23 protein-coding genes are annotated in these 23285 nt (G+C 48.7%); 15 read left to right on the plus strand and 8 right to left on the minus strand.

Annotated features, from left to right (window positions below; all coding sequences use genetic code 11):
- The first annotated feature begins 289 nt into the window (after window positions 1-289).
- Complete coding sequence (locus QN379_RS03860) at window positions 290-544, plus strand: hypothetical protein (RefSeq protein ID WP_323506066.1); 255 nt, start codon at window positions 290-292, stop codon at window positions 542-544.
- A 338-nt stretch (window positions 545-882) separates the two neighbouring features.
- On the opposite strand, the gene prpR is transcribed toward QN379_RS03860, so the two are convergent.
- The gene (gene prpR, locus QN379_RS03865) at window positions 883-2535 is read right to left on the minus strand and encodes a propionate catabolism operon regulatory protein PrpR (protein ID WP_322236251.1); all 1653 of its coding nucleotides are present in this window, start codon (window positions 2533-2535) and stop codon (window positions 883-885) included.
- A gap of 257 nt (window positions 2536-2792) precedes the next feature.
- Here prpR and QN379_RS03870 point away from each other — a divergent pair, with 257 nt between their 5' ends.
- From QN379_RS03870 to QN379_RS03880, 3 genes are all read left to right on the plus strand, one after another.
- Window positions 2793-3221 carry a hypothetical protein gene (locus QN379_RS03870; protein ID WP_323506067.1) on the plus strand — a complete coding sequence of 143 codons (429 nt, stop codon included), beginning with the start codon at window positions 2793-2795 and terminating at the stop codon, window positions 3219-3221.
- Between the two features lie 128 nt (window positions 3222-3349).
- Window positions 3350-4801 (plus strand): bifunctional 2-methylcitrate dehydratase/aconitate hydratase, encoded by a 1452-nt coding sequence (locus tag QN379_RS03875; protein ID WP_323506068.1) that lies wholly within the window; start codon window positions 3350-3352, stop codon window positions 4799-4801.
- 254 nt (window positions 4802-5055) lie between these two features.
- Window positions 5056-6939, plus strand: a complete 1884-nt coding sequence (locus tag QN379_RS03880; protein ID WP_323506069.1) for a propionate--CoA ligase — start codon at window positions 5056-5058, stop codon at window positions 6937-6939.
- Between the two features lie 115 nt (window positions 6940-7054).
- On the opposite strand, the gene QN379_RS03885 is transcribed toward QN379_RS03880, so the two are convergent.
- Both QN379_RS03885 and QN379_RS03890 read right to left on the minus strand, forming a co-directional pair.
- Window positions 7055-7234, minus strand: coding sequence for a hypothetical protein (locus QN379_RS03885; RefSeq protein WP_322236259.1), 180 nt, complete (start codon window positions 7232-7234; stop codon window positions 7055-7057).
- Between the two features lie 170 nt (window positions 7235-7404).
- Window positions 7405-7653 carry a hypothetical protein gene (locus QN379_RS03890; protein ID WP_322236261.1) on the minus strand — a complete coding sequence of 83 codons (249 nt, stop codon included), beginning with the start codon at window positions 7651-7653 and terminating at the stop codon, window positions 7405-7407.
- Window positions 7654-8017: 364 nt separating this feature from the next.
- On the opposite strand from QN379_RS03890, the gene QN379_RS03895 reads away from it, so the two are divergent.
- The 5 genes from QN379_RS03895 (at window position 8018) to QN379_RS03915 (ending at window position 11518) form a co-directional block, all read left to right on the plus strand.
- Window positions 8018-8533: an arsinothricin resistance N-acetyltransferase ArsN1 family B gene (locus QN379_RS03895; protein ID WP_322236263.1), complete on the plus strand. Its 516-nt coding sequence runs from the start codon at window positions 8018-8020 to the stop codon at window positions 8531-8533.
- The gene (locus tag QN379_RS03900) at window positions 8530-9495 is read left to right on the plus strand and encodes an RluA family pseudouridine synthase (RefSeq protein WP_323506070.1); all 966 of its coding nucleotides are present in this window, start codon (window positions 8530-8532) and stop codon (window positions 9493-9495) included. The genes QN379_RS03895 and QN379_RS03900 overlap by 4 nt, the downstream gene beginning before the upstream one ends.
- A 234-nt stretch (window positions 9496-9729) precedes the next feature.
- Window positions 9730-9987, plus strand: coding sequence for a hypothetical protein (locus tag QN379_RS03905; protein ID WP_323506071.1), 258 nt, complete (start codon window positions 9730-9732; stop codon window positions 9985-9987).
- Between the two features lie 11 nt (window positions 9988-9998).
- Complete coding sequence (locus QN379_RS03910) at window positions 9999-10661, plus strand: alpha/beta hydrolase (RefSeq protein ID WP_323506072.1); 663 nt, start codon at window positions 9999-10001, stop codon at window positions 10659-10661.
- A gap of 77 nt (window positions 10662-10738) precedes the next feature.
- The gene (locus tag QN379_RS03915) at window positions 10739-11518 is read left to right on the plus strand and encodes a 5'-methylthioadenosine/adenosylhomocysteine nucleosidase (protein WP_323506073.1); all 780 of its coding nucleotides are present in this window, start codon (window positions 10739-10741) and stop codon (window positions 11516-11518) included.
- A gap of 125 nt (window positions 11519-11643) precedes the next feature.
- Here the strand turns inward: QN379_RS03915 and QN379_RS03920 are convergent, their stop codons facing one another.
- Window positions 11644-11970, minus strand: a complete 327-nt coding sequence (locus tag QN379_RS03920; RefSeq protein WP_322236273.1) for an NIPSNAP family protein — start codon at window positions 11968-11970, stop codon at window positions 11644-11646.
- Window positions 11971-12412: 442 nt separating this feature from the next.
- On the opposite strand from QN379_RS03920, the gene QN379_RS03925 reads away from it, so the two are divergent.
- Together QN379_RS03925 and QN379_RS03930 are read left to right on the plus strand one after the other, a co-directional pair.
- Window positions 12413-13339: a DUF3034 family protein gene (locus tag QN379_RS03925; protein ID WP_322236275.1), complete on the plus strand. Its 927-nt coding sequence runs from the start codon at window positions 12413-12415 to the stop codon at window positions 13337-13339.
- Window positions 13340-13355: 16 nt separating this feature from the next.
- Entirely contained in the window at window positions 13356-13823 is a 468-nt protein-coding gene (locus QN379_RS03930; protein WP_322236277.1) for a group 1 truncated hemoglobin, read from the plus strand.
- A gap of 152 nt (window positions 13824-13975) precedes the next feature.
- Here QN379_RS03930 and QN379_RS03935 read toward each other — a convergent pair whose 3' ends face one another.
- From QN379_RS03935 to QN379_RS03950, 4 genes are all read right to left on the minus strand, one after another.
- Window positions 13976-15235: an NAD(P)/FAD-dependent oxidoreductase gene (locus QN379_RS03935; RefSeq protein WP_322236279.1), complete on the minus strand. Its 1260-nt coding sequence runs from the start codon at window positions 15233-15235 to the stop codon at window positions 13976-13978.
- A 1-nt stretch (window position 15236) separates the two neighbouring features.
- Complete coding sequence (locus QN379_RS03940; RefSeq protein ID WP_322236281.1) at window positions 15237-15620, minus strand: hypothetical protein; 384 nt, start codon at window positions 15618-15620, stop codon at window positions 15237-15239.
- Window positions 15621-15761: 141 nt separating this feature from the next.
- Window positions 15762-16703: a quinoprotein relay system zinc metallohydrolase 2 gene (locus QN379_RS03945; RefSeq protein ID WP_322236283.1), complete on the minus strand. Its 942-nt coding sequence runs from the start codon at window positions 16701-16703 to the stop codon at window positions 15762-15764.
- Between the two features lie 4 nt (window positions 16704-16707).
- Entirely contained in the window at window positions 16708-17514 is an 807-nt protein-coding gene (locus tag QN379_RS03950; protein WP_322236285.1) for a quinoprotein dehydrogenase-associated SoxYZ-like carrier, read from the minus strand.
- 693 nt (window positions 17515-18207) lie between these two features.
- On the opposite strand from QN379_RS03950, the gene xth reads away from it, so the two are divergent.
- The 4 genes from xth (at window position 18208) to betA (ending at window position 23229) form a co-directional block, all read left to right on the plus strand.
- Complete coding sequence (gene xth, locus QN379_RS03955) at window positions 18208-18975, plus strand: exodeoxyribonuclease III (RefSeq protein WP_322240480.1); 768 nt, start codon at window positions 18208-18210, stop codon at window positions 18973-18975.
- Window positions 18976-19313: 338 nt separating this feature from the next.
- Window positions 19314-19895, plus strand: a complete 582-nt coding sequence (betI, locus tag QN379_RS03960; protein WP_322236286.1) for a transcriptional regulator BetI — start codon at window positions 19314-19316, stop codon at window positions 19893-19895.
- A 26-nt stretch (window positions 19896-19921) separates the two neighbouring features.
- On the plus strand, window positions 19922-21391 hold the full coding sequence (gene betB, locus QN379_RS03965) for a betaine-aldehyde dehydrogenase (RefSeq protein WP_323506074.1): 1470 nt from the start codon (window positions 19922-19924) through the stop codon (window positions 21389-21391).
- A 161-nt stretch (window positions 21392-21552) separates the two neighbouring features.
- Window positions 21553-23229 (plus strand): choline dehydrogenase, encoded by a 1677-nt coding sequence (betA, locus tag QN379_RS03970; RefSeq protein WP_322236291.1) that lies wholly within the window; start codon window positions 21553-21555, stop codon window positions 23227-23229.
- Window positions 23230-23285 lie beyond the last annotated feature (56 nt).

A 23285-nucleotide genomic window follows, 5' to 3' on the forward strand; every position in this document is an offset into this window, starting at 1 on the left:
TGTGGCGCAATCAGTTTTCTCATAAAAATTATTTTTTTGAGCAATACACGTTATCCCTATAAAGATAGATAGATTGGATTATTTTCCATTGTAGGTCACGTGTAGGGAAGCACTGTCGGCGCTGACAGTTTCCTCCGACGAGAAAATCAGACGAAACACTATAGAAATCATCTGCTTCAAGTCATACCATGGTTAGGCATTTCACCGGGTAATCTTTTCAGTTTAGTTGCCGGGAAAAAATGCGTATTTGCAGCATTGTCACTCTTTCGAACTTTGAAAAGGAACTATGATGAGCTCATCAAATAATACTGGTAATAATCAAAATGATCCAAGTAGAACAAGCCGCGACGGCACTCAAGGGCAGCATGTGAGAGCTGGCGACCAAAACCAAAAGAATACCCCTCAACAAGATACTGGCCGTAGTGGCACTCAGGATCAAAATACAAAGTCTAACGATCAAAATAAAAATGCTGGCGGCGGAGATAAAAACGGCCAACGTCAAAGTGATCAAAGAGACCAATCAGGCCCCGGACGTTCAAAATAGTTGAATCCATCCCGGCGGCGTTGGATGGGATTGGTTATACGAAAACTTGAGCCTTGCTGAATTGCATTAATTTTTATTGAAATCAATCATCTGTTCGGCAGAAATGAAGAAGTGAAGAAACAAAGAAACGAGGTAAAGCCAACTGACTAGTTGGCTTTACTTTTTTCTACTAATGTTTTGTACTAAACAGGGAGAGGGATGTTGGCCCATAAGTCGGCGCATCAATTAGAGAAAAGTGATGCGGTGCCAGCACAGGGAAGTGGCGACAAACTTTTTAACGTTATTTTTGATGAGGCAGGATGCGTGGTTAAGGGTGATTTTTACGAATATTGGACTGCTTATTTCATTTTCCGCCACAGGGTGGTTCGGCTAATGCCAAGGTGTTTCGCCGCGGCCTCCCGGTTTCCTGCAAAGCGCTTGAGAACCTCTTCGATCGATTCTGTCGGTATGTCGGCGATGCGCGTGGCGCTATCCTGATATTCAATCTTGATTGCACCCAATTCCGGTGCAAGTCTTAATATAAATGCGGGGGTTAGCGCCTGCAACGGTTCGGCTGCCAGATACAATGCCAGACGTTCCATCAGATTTCGGAGTTCGCGCACGTTGCCTGGCCATGAATAGCGTGCGAGCAACGGCATGCAGGCCACGACTTCGGCGTGTAGGTTGGCGTGTGGTCGCACTCCTAAGGATGCCAGCGCGTGTTTTAAACGCCACTCCGCAAGTGTGACCAGATCGTCCGGGTGTTCACGTAAAGGCGGCAAATTCATCCGCAATACCGTCAAGCGATAAAATAGGTCACCACGGAAGCGACCGTCTCGGACACGTTCGTCCAAATCGCAATGTGTGGCGCTGATAATGCGTACATCGACGGGAATTGGTCTGGTACCGCCGACACGCACGACTTCGCGTTCCTCCAGAACGCGCAGCAATCGGGTCTGTAACGGAAGCGGCATTTCGCCTATTTCATCAAGAAATAAGGTCCCTCGATTGGCGGCTTCGAACAAACCAGCCCGACCACCGCGACGGGAACCGGTGAAGGCACCTTCTTCATGCCCGAATAATTCCGACTCCAGTAACGACTCAGCCAATGCCCCGCAATTAACGGCGACGAAAGGCCGGCCTGTTTTGGCGGCGGTTCCTTGTTCGTGAGGATGCTCCCGATGAATAGCTTGCGCGGCTAGCTCTTTGCCGGTGCCGGTTTCTCCCTGAATCAACACGGTTGCTGGCGAGCGCGCAAATAAGACGATCGTTTGGCGTATTGTCTCCATCGCTTCCGAGTTGCCACGTAAATCGTTGATGCTATGTTTGGTACGTAAGGTGTCGCTGACGGAATGGCCGCGGCCGCGCGAAGATTCCAGCTGCGTTAAGCGTGCCACTTCCAAGGCATCTTCAAAAGCCTGCCGAATAGAATTGGAGGAGTAAACAAAAATGCCCGCCAGACCCGCTTCTTCCGCCAGATCGGTGATCAGTCCGGCACCGACGATCGCTTTAATGCCGATTGATTTCAGTTCGTTAATTTGGGCGCGTGCGTCCTCTTCTGTTGCATAAGCGCGCTGTTTGATATTCAAGCCGAACACGGTTTGAAATTCTCGTAAAGCCGGTAATGTTTCCTGATAAGTAATCACTCCCAGGTAAGGAGAAATTTTGCGCGCCTTTGCTAGCGCTTGCATAAAATCGAAGCCGCTGGCCTTGGCGATAATCACCGGCACGGACAAACGGCTTTTTAGGTAGGCGGCGTTTGAACCGGCTGCAATGACGGCATCACAACGTTCAGTGATCAGCCTTTCGCGAATATGTTGCACCGCATCTTCAAAGCCAAGATTGATCGGAACAATATGCGCCTGATGATCGTATTCCAGCGTGATGTCGCGGAAAAGGTCGAATAGGCGCGAAACCGATACTGTCCAAATGACAGGCTTATCGGCATTGTCGGTATTTCCCGCCTGACGATGCGGGGTAGCGTTGCTGGAAAAAGGACGAGACTGGGACATGATGGTTTTGCTTCAATGGATGTTCAATAGATGTTTCAATCAATCGTTCCATCACTGTTTCATATTCTCACATGTTACGCAACATGAAACGAGGAATAACCCGCGATAATAAAAATTATTCCTCCATCGGCATAATGTGGGTCCAGAAGACTTAGAATTTGTACTAATTGGTCTGCGAAAATAAACGCCTGAATGGAGAAGGGCTTGCAGAGTGCCAATTTATCTCATGTCCCGTTCTCTATTTTCAGGAAAATGCTATGAATGTATCAAAGATTGCAGTGAGTGTAATAAGCCGTCGGTTTGTGAAAATCTCGATTGTTGCTGCAGTGGTTGCTATGACGGGTTTGTTGGCCGCGTGCGGATCGTCGGTGCCGCTGACCGAAACCCGATCACCTGCCGCAGAGTTGCCGATACTCAGCAAGCTGGTTGCGCCGCCAGTATTGGTGACGGGACGATTTAATTGCGAATTAGGCAATCGCGTTGAAATTGAGTCGGATGGAAATACTGGTGCAAATTTAACCTGGAAGGGTAGTAAGTACCCGATGGTGCCGGTGGTAACAACGACTGGCGCAGTGCGTTTTGAAAATCTGGCCAGTGGGTTGGTGTGGATACAGATACCGGCCAAATCAATGTTGTTAAATACAAAGCAGGGCGCGCAGTTGGCGAATGAATGCAGAGTGCAGTAACACATTGATTTTTTTGCCAGATTGAAATTCAAACCGTGAGGGCGGTTTCGGAGCACAACTTTGCTTCCAGCAGTGAAAAAATTAAAGCAATCCAGCCAGCCGTGACCCCGCCATCAACAAGGAAAAAAATGCCTACTCATATTTCCAACGTCCGCCCAAAATACGACAAAGTCCTGGTCGATATCGTCGACTACGTCACCAATTACAAGATTGTCTCAAAAGTAGCCTTCGACACGGCACGCAACTGCCTGATCGACACGCTAGGTTGTGGTTTGGAAGCGTTGGAATATCCGGCTTGCAAAAAATTGATGGGTCCGATAGTGCCTGGTACCGTTGTGCCAAACGGTGCGAGAGTTCCCGGAACGCAATTTCAGCTTGATCCGGTGCAAGCCGCTTTCAATATCGGCATGATGATCCGCTGGCTCGATTTTAATGATACCTGGTTGGCCGCAGAATGGGGCCATCCATCGGATAACCTGGGTGGCATTCTGGCCACGGCTGATTGGTTGTCTCGTAACGCCGTCGCCGCTGGCAAAAAGCCGTTGAGGATGAAAGACGTGTTGACCGCCATGATTAAGGCGCACGAAATTCAAGGCTGTATTGCGCTCGAAAATTCATTCAACAAAGTCGGTCTGGATCACGTTGTGCTGGTCAAGGTTGCTTCCACTGCGGTGGTCTCTGAAATGTTGGGACTGACGCGCGAAGAGGCGCTCAATGCCGTGTCGTTGGCATGGGTCGACGGTCAGTCGCTACGGACTTATCGTCATTCGCCCAATACCGGTTCACGCAAATCATGGGCTGCTGGCGATGCAACCTCGCGCGCGGTACGTCTGGCGCTGATGGCAAAGACCGGCGAGATGGGCTATCCGTCGGTGTTGACTGCCAATACCTGGGGATTTTACGACGTCTTGTTTAAAGGTCAGGCGTTTACATTTCAGCGCAAATACGCGTCGTATGTGATGGAAAACGTCTTGTTCAAAATTTCGTTTCCTGCTGAATTTCACTCGCAAACAGCGGTCGAAGCCGCAATGGTATTGCATTTGCAATTAGCCAAAGCGGGGAGATCAGTTGACGACATCAAAAAAATCACGATCCGCACCCACGAAGCGTGCATTCGTATCATCGACAAAAAAGGTCCACTGAACAATCCCGCTGATCGCGACCACTGTATCCAGTACATGGTTGCTATACCATTGATTTATGGCCGACTGACAGCCGGCGATTACGAAGACCATATTGCTGCCGACAAACGTATTGATATCCTGCGTGACAAAATATTCTGCGTTGAAGATCCCGCTTTCACCAAGGATTATCATGATCCTAAAAAACGTTCAATCGCCAATGCGTTGACTGTTGAATTGAACGACGGCAAGAAACTGAAAGAAATCGTCGTAGAATATCCTGTCGGTCATGCACGGCGTCGCAAAGAAGGCATTCCATTGTTGGAAGAAAAGTTTAGAATCAACCTCGCGCGTCAGTTTCCGATCAAACAACAGCAGCGCATTCTGGAAGTGTCCCTCGACCAGAAAAAGCTGGAAGCAATGGCAGTGAATGAATATGTAGATCTATATGTCATTTAACGGCGGTTTACCTGTTTCAATGATAGTGTTATGGGGGAATGGCGCTACGTGATTTTCTGAGTGCGTAAAAAATAACAATGCAATAGTGTGGTAATCGATTTTTAAATCAAGACGTTCTGTAAGCCGTAGTGTGGTTTAAGCGCAACTCTGTGATGCTTCTCGCGGCAGTTAGAACATATGGACGACTGCATGTGGACGTTGATCTTGAATTGCTCGTGCGCGCTTCTGAAAACGTCCCTACGCGAGGAGACAGCATGACTTACGCCAGCCTGTATAAACGATCGATCGACGACCCACAAACTTTTTGGGCTGAGCAAGCCAGAAGAATCGATTGGCATAAACCCTTCACCCAAGTCCTTGATTACAGCAGACCACCTTTTACCAAATGGTTCGTGGGCGGTACCACCAATTTATGTCACAACGCCGTTGACCGCTGGGTTGCGACCCGAGGCGAGCAGGCAGCGCTGATCGCGATTTCCACTGAAACCAATAGCGAACGGGTGTATTCGTATCGCGAATTGCAGGCCGAAGTCATCCGTGCGGCAGCGATGATGCAATCACTTGGTGTGGAGAAGGGCGACCGCGTACTTATTTATATGCCGATGATCGCCGAAGCAGCGTTTGTGATGTTGGCATGCGCGCGGATTGGTGCGATCCATTCAGTGGTATTCGGCGGCTTTGCGTCCCATAGCCTGGCAACCCGCATTGATGATGTCAAGCCAGTGTTAATTGTCTCGGCAGATGCCGGATCACGCGGCGGCAAGGTCGTGCCTTACAAGGGTTTGCTAGACGCCGCCATCGCGCTTTCGCCGTATAAGCCAGCGCATGTCCTCATGGTCAATCGGGGATTGGCGGACATGCCGATGACGGGCGAGCGCGATGTTGATTACGCGGAACAAAGAGCGTTGCACATGAACGCAAATGTGCCGGTTGTCTGGCTAGAATCGAATGAAATATCGTATGTTTTGTACACATCCGGCACAACTGGCAAGCCAAAAGGCGTGCAGCGAGATGTCGGTGGTCAGGCGGTCGCGCTGGCGACATCTATCGACTACATTTTTTGTGGTAAGGCGGGCGGTACGTTTTTCAGTACCTCCGATATCGGTTGGGTGGTGGGACATTCTTACATCGTCTATGGACCATTGATCGCGGGTATGGCGACCATTATGTACGAAGGATTGCCTATTTCTCCCGATGGTGGAATTTGGTGGAGCATCGTCGAAAAATATAAAGTTACACAGATGTTCTCAGCACCAACGGCCATCCGCGTGTTGAAAAAGCAACCGCCAGAATTGCTGGAGAAATACGACGTGTCGTCGCTACAAGCGCTTTACCTGGCCGGTGAACCACTTGATGAAACGACTTCTAGCTGGATTGCCGATGCGCTCGGCGTGCCGGTTTACGATAACTATTGGCAAACCGAATCCGGCTGGCCCATGATGACAATCGCCAAAAATGTCGAAGACAAACCGACGCGCCTGGGTAGTCCCGGCGTGCCGATGTACGGCTATAAAATGCAGCTCGTCAACGAAACCACAGGCGTCGTCTGCAAAGCGAACGAAAAAGGTGTGTTGGTGGTCGATGGACCACTACCGCCCGGCTGTCTGCAAACGATCTATGGCGATGACGAGCGGTATGTTAGTACTTACTGGTCGAATTTTGAGCGTCAGGTCTACTCGACCTTCGATTGGGGCGTACGTGATGATGACGGTTACTATTTCATTTTGGGTCGCACCGACGATGTGATTAATGTCGCCGGTCATCGTCTCGGCACGCGAGAAATTGAAGAGAGTATTTCCAGCCATCCAAACGTATCCGAAGTCGCGGTGGTTGGCGTCGAAGACAAACTGAAAGGACAGGCTGCCGTAGCGTTTGTGATTTTGAAGGATGCCAGCGGCCTGACCGATGACGCCGCCAGAGCAAAGACAGAAAAAGAAATCATGGGTGTCGTTGACAAGCAAATCGGTGCAGTCGGCCGCCCGTCGAGAGTGTATTTCGTCAACTTGCTACCGAAGACGCGTTCTGGCAAATTGTTGCGACGCGCGATTCAGGCAATTTGTGAGGGCCGTGATCCCGGCGATTTGCCGACGATTGAAGACATCACCTCACTCCAACAAATACGCAGCGTGCTGATTTAGGACTTACGAAAAACCGCCCCAGCGGCGTTGTGCGCTCCTTGCTGCCGACGCGGCCAGGTACTTGGGTACTATCTGCGTCGCAACGCGGCGTAAGCAAGTCTCCACAAAATGCGGCTTAATGCTCTGTACTCCTTTGGTCCCCGATAAAGAGGGGAGCGGGTTTGAACGCCTGATAACAAAAAACCGCACAGACGGCGTAAAGCCGGTTTTTACCTGTGTTGGTCTTCGTGCGTCCTCTTTGGGCGGCGGTGACGGGGAAGCCTTCGGGCTTGCCGGTTTTTTGTTGTTTTTTCACCGGTCGTTCAATCCTGTTATTTGCCGCCCACCCCGTTTGAACGCGGGAAGCGATTTAACCGTATAGAGAAAAAACACAATGCCTGACATCAAATTTCACCAAGCCTTGTTACACACCATTCCGCGCATTCCTGGTCGACTCAAAGTCGGAGGCGTAGCCGATGTTACCCTTCACGCAGCCAAAGTGATGCCATCATGATCCATGCAATGGCCTGCGTGCGTGACGATCTGTTCGGCCTCAAGCGCAACCACCTCTTTTGGTATGGCCGCAAGCAGCGTTTTCGCTTCCAGAAAAGTCAAACCAAGGCCGATTGGTGGAATGGTTGATTCGACGCTTTGTTCTATACGGAGAACTTCCCTTTCATTTGAGACACGGGAATCATCGTCCGAATCCATGATCATTTTCAGCGCAATATGCATCGCCGCCTCCACTCGACTATCGAGAGTTCTTATGGTGAAGCAAACGCGACCTTAATTCAGTGCTTTCAATTTCCCGCGTTTTTCGCACTCTCTGCTGCATGGGTGGGCAGCTTTTTGCATGTATTTTGTTACTTTATAATCAATATTTATCTCCATTATCAGGTATGGGAGTAGCTATTTTTTCATCATCCTTCGATTGTTGGCGCATTGGCAATTCCGCATGGTTATCAATAGCGCGTTATCATTACAGTCATTCGCTGGTTGAGTTCGTTATGCCGTAGTTGTTTGTCGCGGGGGTTACTTCGGATTTGACTGTGAATAACTTATTTTTACGCCGGCAGTTTCCTTTCTTCATATCCACACTATGACTTATATTATTCGTCCCGCGACGGTCAGCGATGCCGCCGCAATCTGCGACATTTACAATCCCTATGTATTGAATACAAACATTAGTTTTGAGACGGTCGCTGTAAGCGTGCCGGAGATGGCGCAGCGCATCCTGGATATCACGGCGTCTTTTCCCTGGTTGGTATGTGTTGACGATGGCGACGATGGTGACCATAGCGGCATAATCCAGGGTTACGCCTACGCGACTAAATGGCGCGCGCGTGCCGCCTACGCGCAGGCGGTGGAAAGCTCGGTTTATCTATCGGATAACGCTGCTGGAAAGGGCCTCGGAACAATGTTGTATCGTGCGCTGTTGGACGGTCTGGAAAAACTTCCCGTTCATACCGTGATCGGCGGGATTGCGCTGCCCAATGCCGGTAGCGTGGCTTTGCACGAAAAAATGGGTTTTGAAAAGGTCGGCGTTTTTCGAGAAGTCGGCATTAAATCGGATACGTGGATTGACGTTGGTTACTGGCAACTGAACCTTTCATGAGAGCGACCGCCACTACGTCCGGAGTCAAGACAGAGGAATGCATAACGGCAGAAGTGACCGAACTTTCTTTGTCCCCGGAATCGTCACCGCTGCCTATCGTCGACGGTGTTGCGCCCAGTTATGTCTGGTTGCCAGCGGGCGACTGGCCGGATTTGCTGACATTTTTGATTCAACGCTTTCCGGCTATTCCCGCAGCGACGTGGATTGCACGGATGGAGAGCGGCCAGGTGGCGGATGTTAACGGCGTCAAGCTGACATCATCGGCACCGTATCGGCATGGTTGTCGTATCTATTATTATCGCGCGCTGGATGCAGAAACGCCGATTCCTTTTGAAGAAGTCATCCTGTATCAGGATGAGCGTTTGTTGGTGGTGGATAAGCCCCATTTTCTGCCGGTGATTCCGGCGGGGCGCTTTTTGCGTGAGACACTATTGGTACGATTGAAAAAGAAGACGGGCCTGTCAGAACTTTCGCCGATTCACCGACTTGATAGAGAAACCGCGGGAGTGATGATGTTTTCACTCGACATTGCGACGCGTGGCGCTTATCAGTCATTATTTCAGCAGCGTTTAGTGAAGAAGGTTTATGAAGCGTTGGCACCGACCATGCCGCAAATGGCTTTTCCGTTGATACACCGTAGCCGCATGGTGGAGGGTACGCCTTTTTTTCGGATGGAAGAAGTTGACGGAGAGCCAAACTCTGAAACGCAGATTGATTTGATCGAACATCGGGAAGAAAATAGTTTGTATCGATTGCAACCGCTAACGGGGAAGAAACATCAGTTACGCGTTCACATGGCAGCGCTTGGTATGCCTATCGTTAATGACATTTTTTATCCGACGATTAATCCATGCAAAGGCGATGACTGGTCGTCGCCACTAAAGTTGCTGGCGAAATCGATTTCTCTTAACGATCCGGTAACCGGCCAGCGCCTGGTCTTTGAAAGTAATCGCACGCTCTGAAATTGTTTGAAATTGTCTGAAACTATCGGGATAGTTTATCGCCTCAACGACGCTGACCTGGCCTTAGTTGAAAACGCGCAATGCAGCATGCGCGGGAAAGCCTTATGAGGCTAATTAAGTCTGAAAGCAATGAGGCAGATCCACCCAAAAGCGCCCGGAACTATATTACATCCTTGCATTAAGGTTATCAAGAATCTTCAGGGATCAGGAAAAAATGTATATCAGGAGTAAATTATGAGATCTACCCGCGCCACCTATGCTATTGAACGCCTCAATGCCCGAAGCACTGATTTGCGCTATTCAATGATCCGCACAGCGACTGAGTTATTTATTCTGGCTCAAAATGCGGGTGACGATCTTCCTATTCGGGTTAGCGAACCATTGGAACTGGATGCGTTTGTCAAGTTTGTTAACGCCTATGGACCGCAAAAACCTAAGCGCGTCAGCAAACTGGATGTCGAGTTCGAAAAGCAATTACAGAAAAGAGACTAATAGCCGTCATCATGGATGCCGATCATGCCGCGATAACCGACAAAAGCGCTACAAAAGTGCGCGCTATCCTGGTCCATGGAATGGGGCGCACCCCTTTGTCGATGCTGATTCTTGCTGCTCGTTTGCGCGCTGCAGGACTGCGCCCGGCGTTGTTCGGCTACTCTGCAGCATTCGAACGATGGGATCCATGCGTAAAAAAGCTGCATCACTATTTAGCGCGGAATGTAGCTGGGCAGCGTTATATTGTCATCGGACATTCGCTTGGTTGCCTGCTTACTCTTGCGGCTTTGCCGGATCTGGTGCAACAACCAGAAGCATGTTTTTTTCTGGCACCTCCCATGCAAGCCAGTCAAATGGCGCGCACCTTTTCGCGTTGGCGTTTGTTCAAACTGATGACAGGCGAAATTGGCCAATTTCTTGGGCAACAAGATTGGACCAGGCAGTTGCCCATCCCCGCAGTCCCCACCACTATCTACGCTGGAAGCGCCGGACCACGCGGGCGCTGGTCTCCTTTTGGCGGTGAAGCGAATGACGGAATTCTGACCGTTTCTGAAACGCAAATGGCGAATATTCCGTCGATTGTTGTCCCTTCCCTGCATACTACGATCATGAACTCGCGGCGCGTTTGTGATGATATCGTCGCCAAGGTCAACAATAAAAAGTTTGTCGAGTGACGGATCAGCAAGCGATGAATTGAGCAAAATACGCAACAAAATTCAGCAACACATACATGCCGCACTCAGGAGAAATAATGGCTATAGGAATACTAGCGGCGATGCATGATGAAGTCGCCGACTTGATCAGCGTGATGACAAAGCAGAGCGGCAATCATGTGCAACGGATCGGTATGCGGGATTATCACGTGGGTGAACTGGATGGACAGGCCTGTGTGGTGGTTCTTGCCAGAATTGGTAAGGTCGCTGCGGCGGCGACGGCGGTGACATTGATCAGAGAGTTTGGGGTCACTGAGATTGTTTTTACGGGACTTGCGGGTGGAATTGGCGCGCAGGTTGCGGTGGGCGATATCGTTATCGCAGACCGCTTAATCCAACACGACCTGGATGCGCGTCCGCTATTTCCGCATCACGAGGTACCGCTATTGGGAATCGCCGAATTTATGGCAGATATCGCACTTAGCGCCGAATTGAAAACTGCCGCTGATATTTTTTTAAGAGAAGATTTGCAAAGTATTGTGCCAGCTCATGTGCGGCGACATTTTCAGATTGGTCAACCAGTCTTGCATATTGGGTTAATTGCCAGCGGTGACCAGTTTGTGGCTGACCTTGAAAAAACGAATAACATCTTAGCTGATTTGCCCGATGCCCTGGCCGTTGAGATGGAAGGCGCTGCCGTGGCGCAAATTTGTTTTGAATACGGGGTATCTTGCGCGGTGTTACGCACCATTTCTGATCGCGCTGACGCCAGCGCCCACGTTGATTTTGGGTCATTTTTAGGTGAAGTTGCCAGCCACTATTCAAGCGGTATTTTGCGACGGTTTTTCGCTGGGCGTCTTGCTGATCGGGTGAAATAGAATACTGCGCCTATTTTTCCACTTCAACTTTTTCATTCTCGATATTTGATGGAATAAAAAAGGGACCCACATAATCGTCTGTCCGTTTTAGGCGCTATATTAGTTGCTGTATTGGTCCCCGAGTATTAACGCATCGCGGAATAGGACGTTGGTGTCAGAAATTGATTTTCAATTCTCTCGACAATAATCGCTTGTGCCTCTGTTTCTGCACGTTTCGCCAGCCATTCCGGATCGCTGGCAAACGCGTTCCACTTGGTCTCACGTTCCGCTAAGCTTTCCCATTGCAACATATAAGTCAACGTTTGGTTGCTTGCACCCACCAACGTCGTCCAAAATCCGACTTGCCGAATCCCATACTGCTCCCAGAATTTGAGTGTAATTGTTTCAAATCGGTTATTCAACGCTGGTAATCGTCCTGGTGCACAATGATAAGTACGCATTTCATAGATCATTTTTCTTCTCTTTCTATTCTGCTTTGCTGTTGATAGTCGCCTGTTGGTAGGAGCGACAATTTAAATGCTTTGTGTTGCTTTGCTTCGCTTCGATCATAGCGCAGAGAATAAAACCGCGCTGGCGCTTATCCTAAGTCGAATATTACAGCGTTCGTTCTCCCCGCTATTTAAATCCCAGACTTGATCATAAAAATATCGCCAGTAATAAGCCACCCTCTGAAAGTCAGTCGTACTTTCTATTCAAAACATCGATTGATCATCGTTTTATTCACCAGAAATTTATCAAAAACTGTGGACGCCTAAAAATATAAAAAAAAGAAAAACTATTTTTGAATCCGCTTGGTTAGTTACTGCGTATCAACGTACGGGTTAAAAAAAATGTTGATCGGTTTCGCCTTTGGCGTCCGAATCTATCGGGATGGACAAATTTTAGGAGGACGATATGCGTATAAACACCACTATGGTGGCGATGGTTGGTTTGTTGATTTCCGTGAGTGTGCATGCAGATACGGGAAAACTGCTACTGACCGGCGGTGTGAGTTCAATTGACGGTGCGGCAGGCGGGGGATTGACGCCGTGGGCTGTGATTGGAAGCAATGCTACAGCAGATCAAATTGGCGGAACGGCACATATATCGCGCGCGGTAGTAAATGACTATTCGTTGACGACCTATGGCGCGGCTGTGGGAATTATGGACCGCGTGGAAGTCAGTCTGGCACGTCAAGACTTTAATGCGTCGCCGGTAGTTGGCGTCAACGGCTTGGGTTTTAATGTGAGTAACAACCAACACATAAGGATGGATATTTTAGGTGTGAAGGTAAAGGTTGCCGGTGATGCGATCCTGGACAGCGATTCATTCATGCCGCAAATTTCAGTCGGGATGGAGTATAAACACACGGATGCAGGATCGTTCGCCCCGGTCATTTCTGCGTTGGGCGCGAAGAACAGCGACACAGATTTCTACGTGAATGCGACTAAATTATTTTTAGCCCAGGGAATTTTGGTCAACGCCACGTTGCGGGCTACAAGAGCTAATCAAAATGGCTTGTTAGGTTTTGGTGGTGCCGTCGGTGAAAATAATTACAAATTCGAACCGGAACTATCAGTCGCTTATTTGGTTACGAGAAAAATCGTTATAGGTGCCGAATATCGCTTCAAACCAGACAATCTGCGGAGAGTGGGCAACACCTTGCCTTTGCCGGCGAACGGCCTGCGCGAAGAAGACTGGAAGGATATTTTTATTGCTTACGCCCCGACCAAAAATGTTTCGTTCACGCTGGCATATATTGATTTAGGTCACATTGCGCCGGTGCTGGTCAACAATCGGAAGCAGACCGGTGTCTTTCTTTCTTCACAGATAGCATTTTAAATTTCGGGGCATTAACATGAAAAAAATTCTTTATACTCTGCTATTCTCCGCTGCCGGCATGATGTCAACAAATCTGCTGGCTCAAAGTCCGCCGCTTCAAAATACGCCATTAATGAAGCCAGCCCCGGTTGCTGTGTATGAGGCGTTTGGCGAGAAGCCGGGCCTCGTTAAATTGATGGATGATTTTATGGTGCGACTGGTGGCGAACCCTCTGACCGGTCCTGTATTTGGTCCGGCCAATCAGGTCCGAATCAAGGCAGAACTCGTCGAGCAATTTTGTCAGCTCTTAAGTGGTCCGTGTACCTATCAAGGCCTTAGTATGAAAGCGGCACATGCCAGCCTTCACATCAATAAGCCGCAATTTAATGCATTGGTGGAAGAGTTGCAGAAATCGATGGATGCGATGAACATTCCGTTTCGGGACCAAAATCAACTTCTGGCACAACTCGCTCCGATGTATCGGGATGTGATAACCGTTAAGTAATGTATCAAGATTTGGTTGATAGATTGCTATAAAAAATGGTGATCTATTTAATCGACAATCGACTCTATCAAAAATGTCCCTTTGAAGTTCGGAGGGACATTTTTTAATGAGCAACGCAGGTAACGTAATGCAGTCTCGTTTGGATCTGTGATTTAGGTCAACACATCTGCCCAAATATTGAGTGCCCAATATTGCGCATCTGCAAATTCTTGAGAAGATGCATGGGCCGAAATGCCACCGCCCGGTGACGATTTCATTAATTTTTCCGCTGCATCATAGCGATACACTGTCGTTACATGCATTGCCGTTTTGTCGTCGGCGTAGCTATAACAAGTGTTCGCAAATACCGGAGCCGGGTCGGGCTTTTCGTTTCCCATCATAAACGCTAGCGCATTAGCGCACACTTTCGCTTGCGAGGTGGCGATGTGAGCAGATTTGGGTAGTCCTGAATCTACTGCATCGCCGATGACGTGAATGTTGGGAAATACTGTTGACTCGTAAGTCAGAAAATCAACTTCGCACCAACGTCGACTAACGTTTGCAAGGCCGGTATCGATAGTTAGTACGCTAGCTCTTTGGGGGGGAATCACGTTTAATACATCGGATTTTACTTTGTCAAAATCCGTTTTTACGGTGCGGGTAGCCACGTCAATGTCTTGTATGCTGCTGCTGGGAATATACTCAACCATGCCGGGATATAAATCTAACCATGCGCGCTCGAACAACGGTCTCTTTGAAGTGATGGCGGGATTGGCATCCAGCACCAGCACTTTCGATTTGGGCTTGTGATTTTTTAAATAGAAGGCTACCTGGCATGCGCGTTCATATGGCCCTGGTGGGCAGCGATAAGGCAGCGCTGGAATCGTGATAGCAAACACGCCGCCGTCCGGCATCGCCAACAATTGATTTCGCAGATTTTGTGTTTGTGGTCCGGCTTTCCACGCATGAGGAATCTTTTCTTGCGCTTCTTTATTGTTCAGCGTCGGCATACTTTCATACATAAAATCGATGCCTGTCGCGACGATCAACTTATCGTAAGAAAGCTTTCCTTTGGTAAAGCGTACTTCCGCTTTATCGGGATCAATGGCGACTACTTTATCCTGTATCCAATGTATCCCGTGATTATGTTTCAGGAGGTCATAGGGAAGGGTTATATCGTCCAGTGTTTTCTCTCCACCAAGAACAAGATTGCTGACCGGGCATGATACAAAATGGGGATTCGGTTCAATCACAAACACTTCTATTTTCCCGCCGCTCCACATTCTTAAATATTTCGCTGCAGTGGCACCGCCATAGCCTGCACCGATGATCACCACGCGTCCTAATTTTTTTTGGTTTGCATATACCGGTGACGACATGGATGCCCATAATGCACCGCCAACGCTATATTTTAAAATTTCCCGACGATCCATTTTATTCACCGAACCTTGTTTGAGAATGAGATTTCAAGGAGTGACTTTGAAAGCGAGTAAATGATCTTGGTTGCATCGAAAAGTATTCTCCAAGCAGGATGAGTTCTTCAGATGTCAGTGCCCGCGCTTGTTGCGGCATGACCTCGGTTGATTCAGTTTGCTTTTGATACTCTAGCATTCGCTTGACGAAATAGCCTTTATCTAATCCGGCGAGGACTGGCGTTCCGCCCAGGCTTAATCCGTTGGTTCCATGGCATGCTGCACAGGAACCTGCCAGCACCAGAATATGAGGATTACCCACGCTTGGGAGCGCGGGCGTTATAGACATTGCAGGCGTTGTAAATGAAAGCAAAACCAGTAATGTGAACAACGAATTTTTTAGCATGGATTTTTTTTATGGTTCTAGTGACGTTTCGGGCCGCGTAGTTAGTTTATATTTATCTCATCGCGCAGGTTCCTGCGTTGGCACGTTGGTTGAGGTCGAGGAAACGGTCCCTAATATGGACTGACCAGTTTGTCGTCATGTTTATTCCCATTCCAATACCGGATAAATTAAATTGACGTTGCGGCGATTCACCCTGTCAAAAAGCATCCATCGTGATTTTTCTGTTTGAGCGGCCGAACCCATGGCGCGGGTCATGTCTTCGCCATTTTTGATGCTGGTCCTGACATCTTTTAACAGTATTTCCAAATACCTACGCTCATCTTCAAATGCGGCATTCTTATTTTTGGTTGCCGGACCGTGGCCCGGTATCGTCAGATTAGCCTGCATTTCTTCTAGGGGCGCAATCACACTGAGCCAGCCTTTAATATCGCCATCGATCGAGGGTGTTCTTTCAACGAACAGCAAGTCGCCGGTCCAGAGGGTCTTGGTGTTCGTATCGAATACGGTCAAGTCGGTATTGGTATGTGCGGTTGGCCATGCTTTTAGTTCAAGAACGCGATTGCCTAAATCGATTTGCCGAGGTTTGCTGACAGTCTCAGTGGGGGCAATAATTTTGCTACGATCAGCATCCGTACCTAACTCGGTTTTAAGATTGCGTAAATAGGCGTCCTTGCGTAACGCCATCGCATGCGGCAAATTTTCATGTCCGAGAAAAACCGGATGATCATCGGTAAATGCCGCGTTGCCAAAGATATGATCAGGATGAACATGGGTATTGATTACATAGCGTATGGGGAGTTTGCTGATGAGCCGAAGCGCTTCTTTCAAAGACACCCCGGTTTTGTACGAGCCACCGGTATCAATGACAGCAACGGCATCAGCGCCGATGACAAAACCTATATTTGCTATATCACCGTGATAGTTCTCATCAAAATCTTCATGCACGCCCTGATGAACATACACACCGGCAGCTACCTCGGTTACTGACAGTGGCTTGGCTTGCGTTTGGTGAAAACCGCTGAGTGCTGTCAATAACGCGGTCGTTAGCAAGGCGGTGAAATAGTGTGAACGAAATCTCTGCATCAGGTTAGCTTTCCTCGACATCAATTGATGCACTGAATGTCTCACCTTCATTATCTTTTATCGTCAGCTCAAGCTTGCCAGGTTTGTCGGGTATAAATCCAAATTGTACATTTGGGTCCTCGCTAATTCCTATGAAGGTATCGGCATGCATGACGATTTTGCCGTTATATTTTGCCTCGATTTTATTGATAAAAAAGGCTGGGCGAAAGGACTGCGTCGCAAGATCTTTTTGTAGTCCAGTGAACATTGGATGTTTGATTAATAGCTTCACCCGATTGAGACTGCCTATCTTCAGTGGTTTCTCTATGGCTAACCGCATCTTTCCTGCCGAGGCTTTGGCTGCCGCTTCGTCGCCATCTACGGTACCACCACAGCCGCCTTCAGCGCGAATGGGGACCGCGTTTATGTAGAGTCGACCATCATTTGCTTGAGCTACTACATGGACAAGAGAATCACTTTCAAGGCGGATTCTTGTGGAAATTTCTGCTTTACCGCTGAGTGGATTAAAGTAAAAAGTAGCAGCCAGGGGAACCGGATTTTGGTCGACATATATCGCCACTGATTTGATGTATTTTTCAGCCAGCATCGGATAATCGACGCTAAAGACAAACGGTACTTGTGCACCGCTATCGGCGCGGCGCGGAGCAGTCAAGTGAATAAAGGGACCGGGTTCTATTTTTTTTCCGTGGTAATACATGTCTTGCAGCGGTGTCCAGTATTTATCAACTATCTCCGCTCGGACGTTAGCCGAGAGCAACACGTACGCGGCCATAACTAGCAGACGCACAATCACTTTTAGTTGAGTGTTCATGAGCGTGGCCTGCATGACTTTAGGCGGCGATATAAATGGCATTTTTTGCCGTGGTCGGGCATTGAGCGAAGGGGCAATGGCATTGCACTTCTCCAGTAAATATAGAACTTACCCAAAATCGTCTCAACTGCGCTGCGCTTTCCTAGCCACCTAAGCGGCTTGACCTACGAGGCCCGACCTACGAGGCCCGACCTACGAGGCCCGACCTACTCGAAACAGCATGCTGTATTCGTTGGCTGTGTTGATATGTCCGTTGCTAGGACAGTTTTGCGTAATTCCTAAAATAGATCGACGGACCATCGCCTTCATCTTTTATTGAAAGGTCAGGGCAGTGCTCGTTTCATTCATACAGGGTGAACAGATTCATGTCTCATTGGCGAGTTTTTATTAAATTCTTCGGCCCAATTATTTTTGAGTATGTTCTTATTTTTCTAAAGCGACAAGCCTAAATGTAAATAAATGCAGATGACATAGAGTGAAAACCATATGTTGGTTTGAGCATAAGCGAGGCTTATGGGTGATGTAAACGACGATCCTCTTCCGATTGTTTTTTGATAAAGCTTCGGGCGCGTTCACAGAAAAGCAGGGCAGGTCAGGTGATAGTCATCGCCGGTATTGAGACGAAACGTGAAATGCTAAAAATCTACGATAAACTGCTGAAAAACTCGTTTTAATCAAGGATTCGAAATAATGTTGAAAATCGCCACCTGGAATGTTAACTCTATCAAAGTACGCTTACCGCAAGTTCTGCAATGGTTAGCCGATAATCCGGTTGATGTGTTGGCGGTGCAAGAAACCAAAATGACTGACGATAAATTTCCTCAGGCTGAAATAGAAGCGGCTGGTTTTCACGTCGTGTTTAGCGGGCAGAAAACGTATAACGGGGTGGCAATCATTGCACGCCATCCTATCGAGGATGTCGTAAAAAATAATCCGCTATTCGAAGATGAGCAACAACGTTTGCTGACCGCCACGATCGCCGGAATTCGCATCGTCTGCGCCTATATTCCGAACGGACAATCGTTGGAATCAGATAAATATCAATACAAGCTGAAGTGGCTAGATGCCTTGCACGACTATCTGGATGCCGAGCGAAAGTTACATTCGAATCTTGCGTTGCTGGGCGATTACAATATCGCACCAGAAGATCGTGATGTCTACGATCCCGCCGCGTGGGTCGGTGAAAATCTGGTGTCACCACCGGAACGTGCCGCGTTCGTGCGCTTGCAGCATTTGGATCTGACCGACGCATTTCGGATGTTCGATCAAGCAGATAAGCTATTTAGCTGGTGGGATTATCGACGCATGGGATTTCGCCTGAACCGCGGCATGCGTATTGATCATATTTTATTGTCGCCGCCACTAGCTGCGAAATGTACGGCTTGCGTGATCGACAAAGTGCCGCGTAAATGGGAGCAGCCATCAGATCACGCCCCCGTCATTGCGACTCTGAGTGATTAATTGGCTAAATTGCGCTAGGTAATGTTGCCGGATGAATAGCAATTTATGTGTAGTGATTGCCTGGTATTGCTGGTCGACGGTTTACGAATTACCCACGGGAGTTGTGGCGTTTTATAAATTGCATTTTTAGCATTTAAATTTGCTAGCGAAATCACTGTGAAATTTTTTGAAAACCACTCAATTGAAGAGTGGTTTTTTTTTGCTTGATGCATAATGTGCTTGAATATAAAATTGATTGAACGTCCAATCAATTTAAAGTACACTCAAGTGATGAAACGGATTGGCTATTTGCCATTCTCGGCGGCTTTAGCGGAGAAATAGTGAGAAAAAGAAACGAAATGCTGCCTTTACGACGGCAGCAATTAATTCAGGCAACACTTGCCGTGATTGACCGTGTCGGTCTCGCGGATGCGACGATTGTATTGATTGCGCGTGAGGCGGGACTGTCTACAGGGATTATCAGCCACTATTTCGGTGATAAAAGCGGTTTGTTGGAAGCGACCATGCGTCAGATATTGCGCGATCTAAGCGACGATTCATCGCGTCGTCGACATACATTGTCGGGGCCAGAAGATACTGCCCGAAATCAGTTAATGGCATTAGTCGATACTAATTTTAGCGACAATCAGATTAGCGGCCCGGTGATGAAAACATGGTTTGCTTTTTGGTCGTCAAGCATGCATCAACCAGCGTTAAGGCGCCTCCAACGAGTGAATGATCGCCGTCTTTATTCCAACTTATGCAGTCAATTTGGACGCACGTTAGCATTGGCGCAGGCGCGTCAGGCGGCACGCGGTTTGGCGGCAATTGTCGATGGATTATGGTTGCGTGGATCGCTGTCGGCTGAAAAGTTTGATGTCAGCGCTGCCCGTCAAATTGCCTATGAATACCTGAATATGCAGTTGCGTCAAGCCAACTGAAACTATCGAAGAACGAAGGAACTCCTATGTCAGTCTTTCCATTGCAACAGCTTTATATTGACGGTCGTCGAGTCGACGCAACTGGTGGAAAAACCTTTGAAAGCATCAATCCCGCTAATGGCGAAGTGCTGGCGGAACTGCAATGCGCCTCAAAAGCCGACGTTGATTTAGCGGTTGATAGCGCAAAAAAAGGCCAACGTGTTTGGGCGGCGATGACTGCCATGCAACGTTCACGCATACTGCGCGGCGCCGTGGAAATTTTGCGTGAGCGTAATGATGAATTGGCAGCCATCGAAACCCTGGATACCGGAAAAGCTCTGTCGGAAACACGCTACGTCGATATCGTCACCGGTGCGGACGTGTTGGAGTACTACGCCGGTTTAGTGCCATCGATAGAAGGCCAGCAAATCCCTTTGCGTGAAAGTGCATTTGTCTATACTCGGCGTGAACCGCTTGGCGTCGTGGTCGGCATCGGCGCATGGAATTATCCGATTCAAATTGCATTGTGGAAATCAGCACCTGCGCTGGCTGCGGGAAATGCGATGGTTTTTAAGCCAAGCGAGGTGACGTCGCTGACGACCTTAAAATTAGCAGAAATTTATACGGAGGCAGGTTTGCCGGATGGTGTTTTTAACGTGCTAACAGGTGGTAGTGAAGTTGGAGCGTGGTTGACAGAACACCCTGGCGTGGCAAAAGTATCGTTCACTGGTGGTACCACTACTGGCAAAAAAGTGATGGCCAGTGCTTCAGGTTCAACACTAAAAGAAGTAACGATGGAGTTGGGCGGTAAGTCGCCATTGATCGTGTTTGCCGACGCTGATCTGGAGCGCGCCGCTGATGTTGCAGTGATGGCTAATTTCTACAGTTCTGGTCAGGTCTGCACCAACGGCACGAGAGTGTTTGTACATCGCTCGTTGAAAGAGTCGTTCGAGGCCATGGTGTTGGAACGAGTTGCACGCGTCCGTCTTGGTGATCCGCAAGACATGAATACAAATTTTGGGCCTCTGGTCAGTTTTGCGCACATGAATAACGTGCTGGGTTATATCGCTTCCGGGATTGCGGAAGGTGCGCGATTACTCATCGGTGGTGAGCGTGAAATGCACGGTGATTTTACGAGGGGCGCGTTTGTGCAGCCAACCGTGTTCACTGATTGCCATGACGAGATGAAGATTGTCAGGGAAGAGATTTTTGGCCCGGTGATGAGTATTTTGGTGTTTGATGACGAGGACGAGGTGATTCGCCGCGCCAATGATACGCAGTATGGATTAGCGGCTGGTTTGATCACGGAGAATATAAGCCTTGCGCATCGGGTAATTCATCAGTTGGAAGCGGGGATTTGCTGGATTAATACGTGGGGTGAATCAGCGGCTGAGATGCCAGTTGGCGGGTATAAACAGTCGGGAGTCGGGCGGGAGAATGGCTTGGCTACGTTGCAGCATTACACGCGTGTTAAGTCGATTCAGGTGGAGTTAGGTGGTTTTTCGTCGGTATTTTAGGGCGTCTGGTGACGGTCTTACTTTATTTGCCGAGCATCCACAGAGTAAGAGCTGCGTTAATTAGAGATGACCATAAAATACATGAACCTAAAACGCGTGAACGTTATAACTCATCTTCAACGTAGCTGAAATTACCTCAAAAAAACCGAAGGAGTGATCTCTTGCACCAATCAAAAGAATACGACTACATCATCATCGGAGCTGGTTCCGCTGGCAACGTTCTAGCGGCCCGCCTGACCGAAGACCCGGACGTTACCGTGCTATTGCTAGAGGCTGGCGGCCCGGATTACCGGCTCGATTTCCGTACGCAGATGCCAGCCGCATTGGCTTTCCCGCTCCAAGGACGTCGCTACAACTGGGCCTACGAAACCGATCCCGAGCCGTTTATGAATAATCGCCGGATGGAATGTGGGCGCGGTAAGGGGCTCGGTGGATCATCGCTTATTAACGGCATGTGCTACATCCGCGGCAACGCGATGGACTATGACGGTTGGGCGCAACTTGATGGACTGGAGAGCTGGTCTTATCTGGATTGTCTTCCCTACTTCAAAAAAGCGGAAACCCGCGACGTCGGCGGCAATGATTATCACGGCGGAGAAGGGCCGGTTAGCGTGACCACGCCAAAGGCGGGGAATAATGTATTGTTTCACGCTATGGTTGAGGCCGGGGTTCAGGCGGGATATCCCAGAACCGATGATCTCAATGGATTTCAGCAGGAGGGTTTCGGTCCGATGGATCGCACCACCACGCCTAATGGTCGTCGTGCCAGTACCGCGCGCGGTTATCTGGATCAGGCGCGTGGTCGTCCCAACTTGCATATCCAGACACATGCATTGACGGATCGCATTCTATTCTCCGGAAAGCGCGCTATCGGCGTCGCCTATCTACATCGCGATAAGTCAGTTGTATCTCGCGCTAAACAGGAGGTGTTGTTGTGTTCGGGGGCAATTGCGTCGCCCCAAATTTTACAGCGATCAGGTGTCGGACCGGCAACATTACTACGCCAACATGGCATCCCTGTGGTACAAGATCTGCTTGGTGTAGGAGCGAACTTACAGGATCATCTGGAAGTTTATCAGCAGTATGAATGCAAGCAACAGGTCTCACTTGCACCCGCATTGAAGCTATACAATCAGCCAGTGATTGGGGCGCAATGGTTGTTTATGGGAACCGGAACCGGGGCTAGCAACCAGTTTGAAGCTGGTGGGTTTATTCGTTCTGATGAACGCTTTGAATGGCCAAATATTCAGTATCATTTTTTGCCGGTGGCGATCAATTACAACGGTAGTAATCCGATTAAAGTGCATAGCTTTCAAGCGCATATGGGGTCGATGCGCTCGTTAAGTCGGGGGCGTATTCAGTTGCTTTCGAAAGATCCACGTGATCATCCGAGCATTCTGTTTAACTACATGTCTGATGATCAGGATTGGCAAGAGTTCCGCGCTGGTATTCGCATTACTCGCGAGATCATTGGCCAGCAAGCATTGGCCGCTTATGCTGGCAACGAAATTTCTCCAGGCAAAAATGTGCAGACGGATGCTGAGCTTGATCAGTTTGTCCGTGACCATGCAGAAACAGCGTTCCATCCATCTTGTTCAAACAAAATGGGAGTGGACGAAATGGCGGTGGTTGATGCGCAGGGGCGCGTACATGGAATTGAAGGATTACGCGTAGTTGATGCATCGATTATGCCGATTATCACCACTGGTAATTTGAATGCTCCAACGATTATGATCGCGGAAAAAATTGCTGATTTAATTCGTGGGCGTACACCTTTACCACGACTGGAAGTGCCGTACTACAAGGCAGGCGATGCACCTGCAAAACGTCTGAAATAGCGATTTATCTTAGTTGAAAAAAATGCGACCAGATGGTCGCTTTTTTTTGGCTATGC

This window comes from Glaciimonas sp. Gout2, from assembly GCF_035018905.1.
In the GTDB taxonomy this organism is placed as follows: domain Bacteria; phylum Pseudomonadota; class Gammaproteobacteria; order Burkholderiales; family Burkholderiaceae_D; genus Glaciimonas.

Coding starts and splice junctions, on each gene's coding strand:
- QN379_RS03950 (WP_322236285.1), bottom strand. CDS start 17,514: ATGAACACTCAACTAAAAGTGATTGTGCGTCTGCTAGTTATGGCCGCG.
- QN379_RS03890 (WP_322236261.1), bottom strand. CDS start 7,653: ATGCATATTGCGCTGAAAATGATCATGGATTCGGACGATGATTCCCGT.
- QN379_RS03870 (WP_323506067.1), top strand. CDS start 2,793: ATGAATGTATCAAAGATTGCAGTGAGTGTAATAAGCCGTCGGTTTGTG.
- QN379_RS03880 (WP_323506069.1), top strand. CDS start 5,056: ATGACTTACGCCAGCCTGTATAAACGATCGATCGACGACCCACAAACT.
- QN379_RS03895 (WP_322236263.1), top strand. CDS start 8,018: ATGACTTATATTATTCGTCCCGCGACGGTCAGCGATGCCGCCGCAATC.
- prpR (WP_322236251.1), bottom strand. CDS start 2,535: ATGTCCCAGTCTCGTCCTTTTTCCAGCAACGCTACCCCGCATCGTCAG.
- betB (WP_323506074.1), top strand. CDS start 19,922: ATGTCAGTCTTTCCATTGCAACAGCTTTATATTGACGGTCGTCGAGTC.
- QN379_RS03945 (WP_322236283.1), bottom strand. CDS start 16,703: ATGCAGAGATTTCGTTCACACTATTTCACCGCCTTGCTAACGACCGCG.
- QN379_RS03910 (WP_323506072.1), top strand. CDS start 9,999: ATGGATGCCGATCATGCCGCGATAACCGACAAAAGCGCTACAAAAGTG.
- QN379_RS03940 (WP_322236281.1), bottom strand. CDS start 15,620: ATGCTAAAAAATTCGTTGTTCACATTACTGGTTTTGCTTTCATTTACA.
- QN379_RS03925 (WP_322236275.1), top strand. CDS start 12,413: ATGCGTATAAACACCACTATGGTGGCGATGGTTGGTTTGTTGATTTCC.
- betI (WP_322236286.1), top strand. CDS start 19,314: ATGCTGCCTTTACGACGGCAGCAATTAATTCAGGCAACACTTGCCGTG.
- QN379_RS03905 (WP_323506071.1), top strand. CDS start 9,730: ATGAGATCTACCCGCGCCACCTATGCTATTGAACGCCTCAATGCCCGA.
- QN379_RS03920 (WP_322236273.1), bottom strand. CDS start 11,970: ATGATCTATGAAATGCGTACTTATCATTGTGCACCAGGACGATTACCA.
- QN379_RS03875 (WP_323506068.1), top strand. CDS start 3,350: ATGCCTACTCATATTTCCAACGTCCGCCCAAAATACGACAAAGTCCTG.
- QN379_RS03860 (WP_323506066.1), top strand. CDS start 290: ATGAGCTCATCAAATAATACTGGTAATAATCAAAATGATCCAAGTAGA.
- QN379_RS03930 (WP_322236277.1), top strand. CDS start 13,356: ATGAAAAAAATTCTTTATACTCTGCTATTCTCCGCTGCCGGCATGATG.
- QN379_RS03915 (WP_323506073.1), top strand. CDS start 10,739: ATGGCTATAGGAATACTAGCGGCGATGCATGATGAAGTCGCCGACTTG.
- QN379_RS03935 (WP_322236279.1), bottom strand. CDS start 15,235: ATGGATCGTCGGGAAATTTTAAAATATAGCGTTGGCGGTGCATTATGG.
- QN379_RS03900 (WP_323506070.1), top strand. CDS start 8,530: ATGAGAGCGACCGCCACTACGTCCGGAGTCAAGACAGAGGAATGCATA.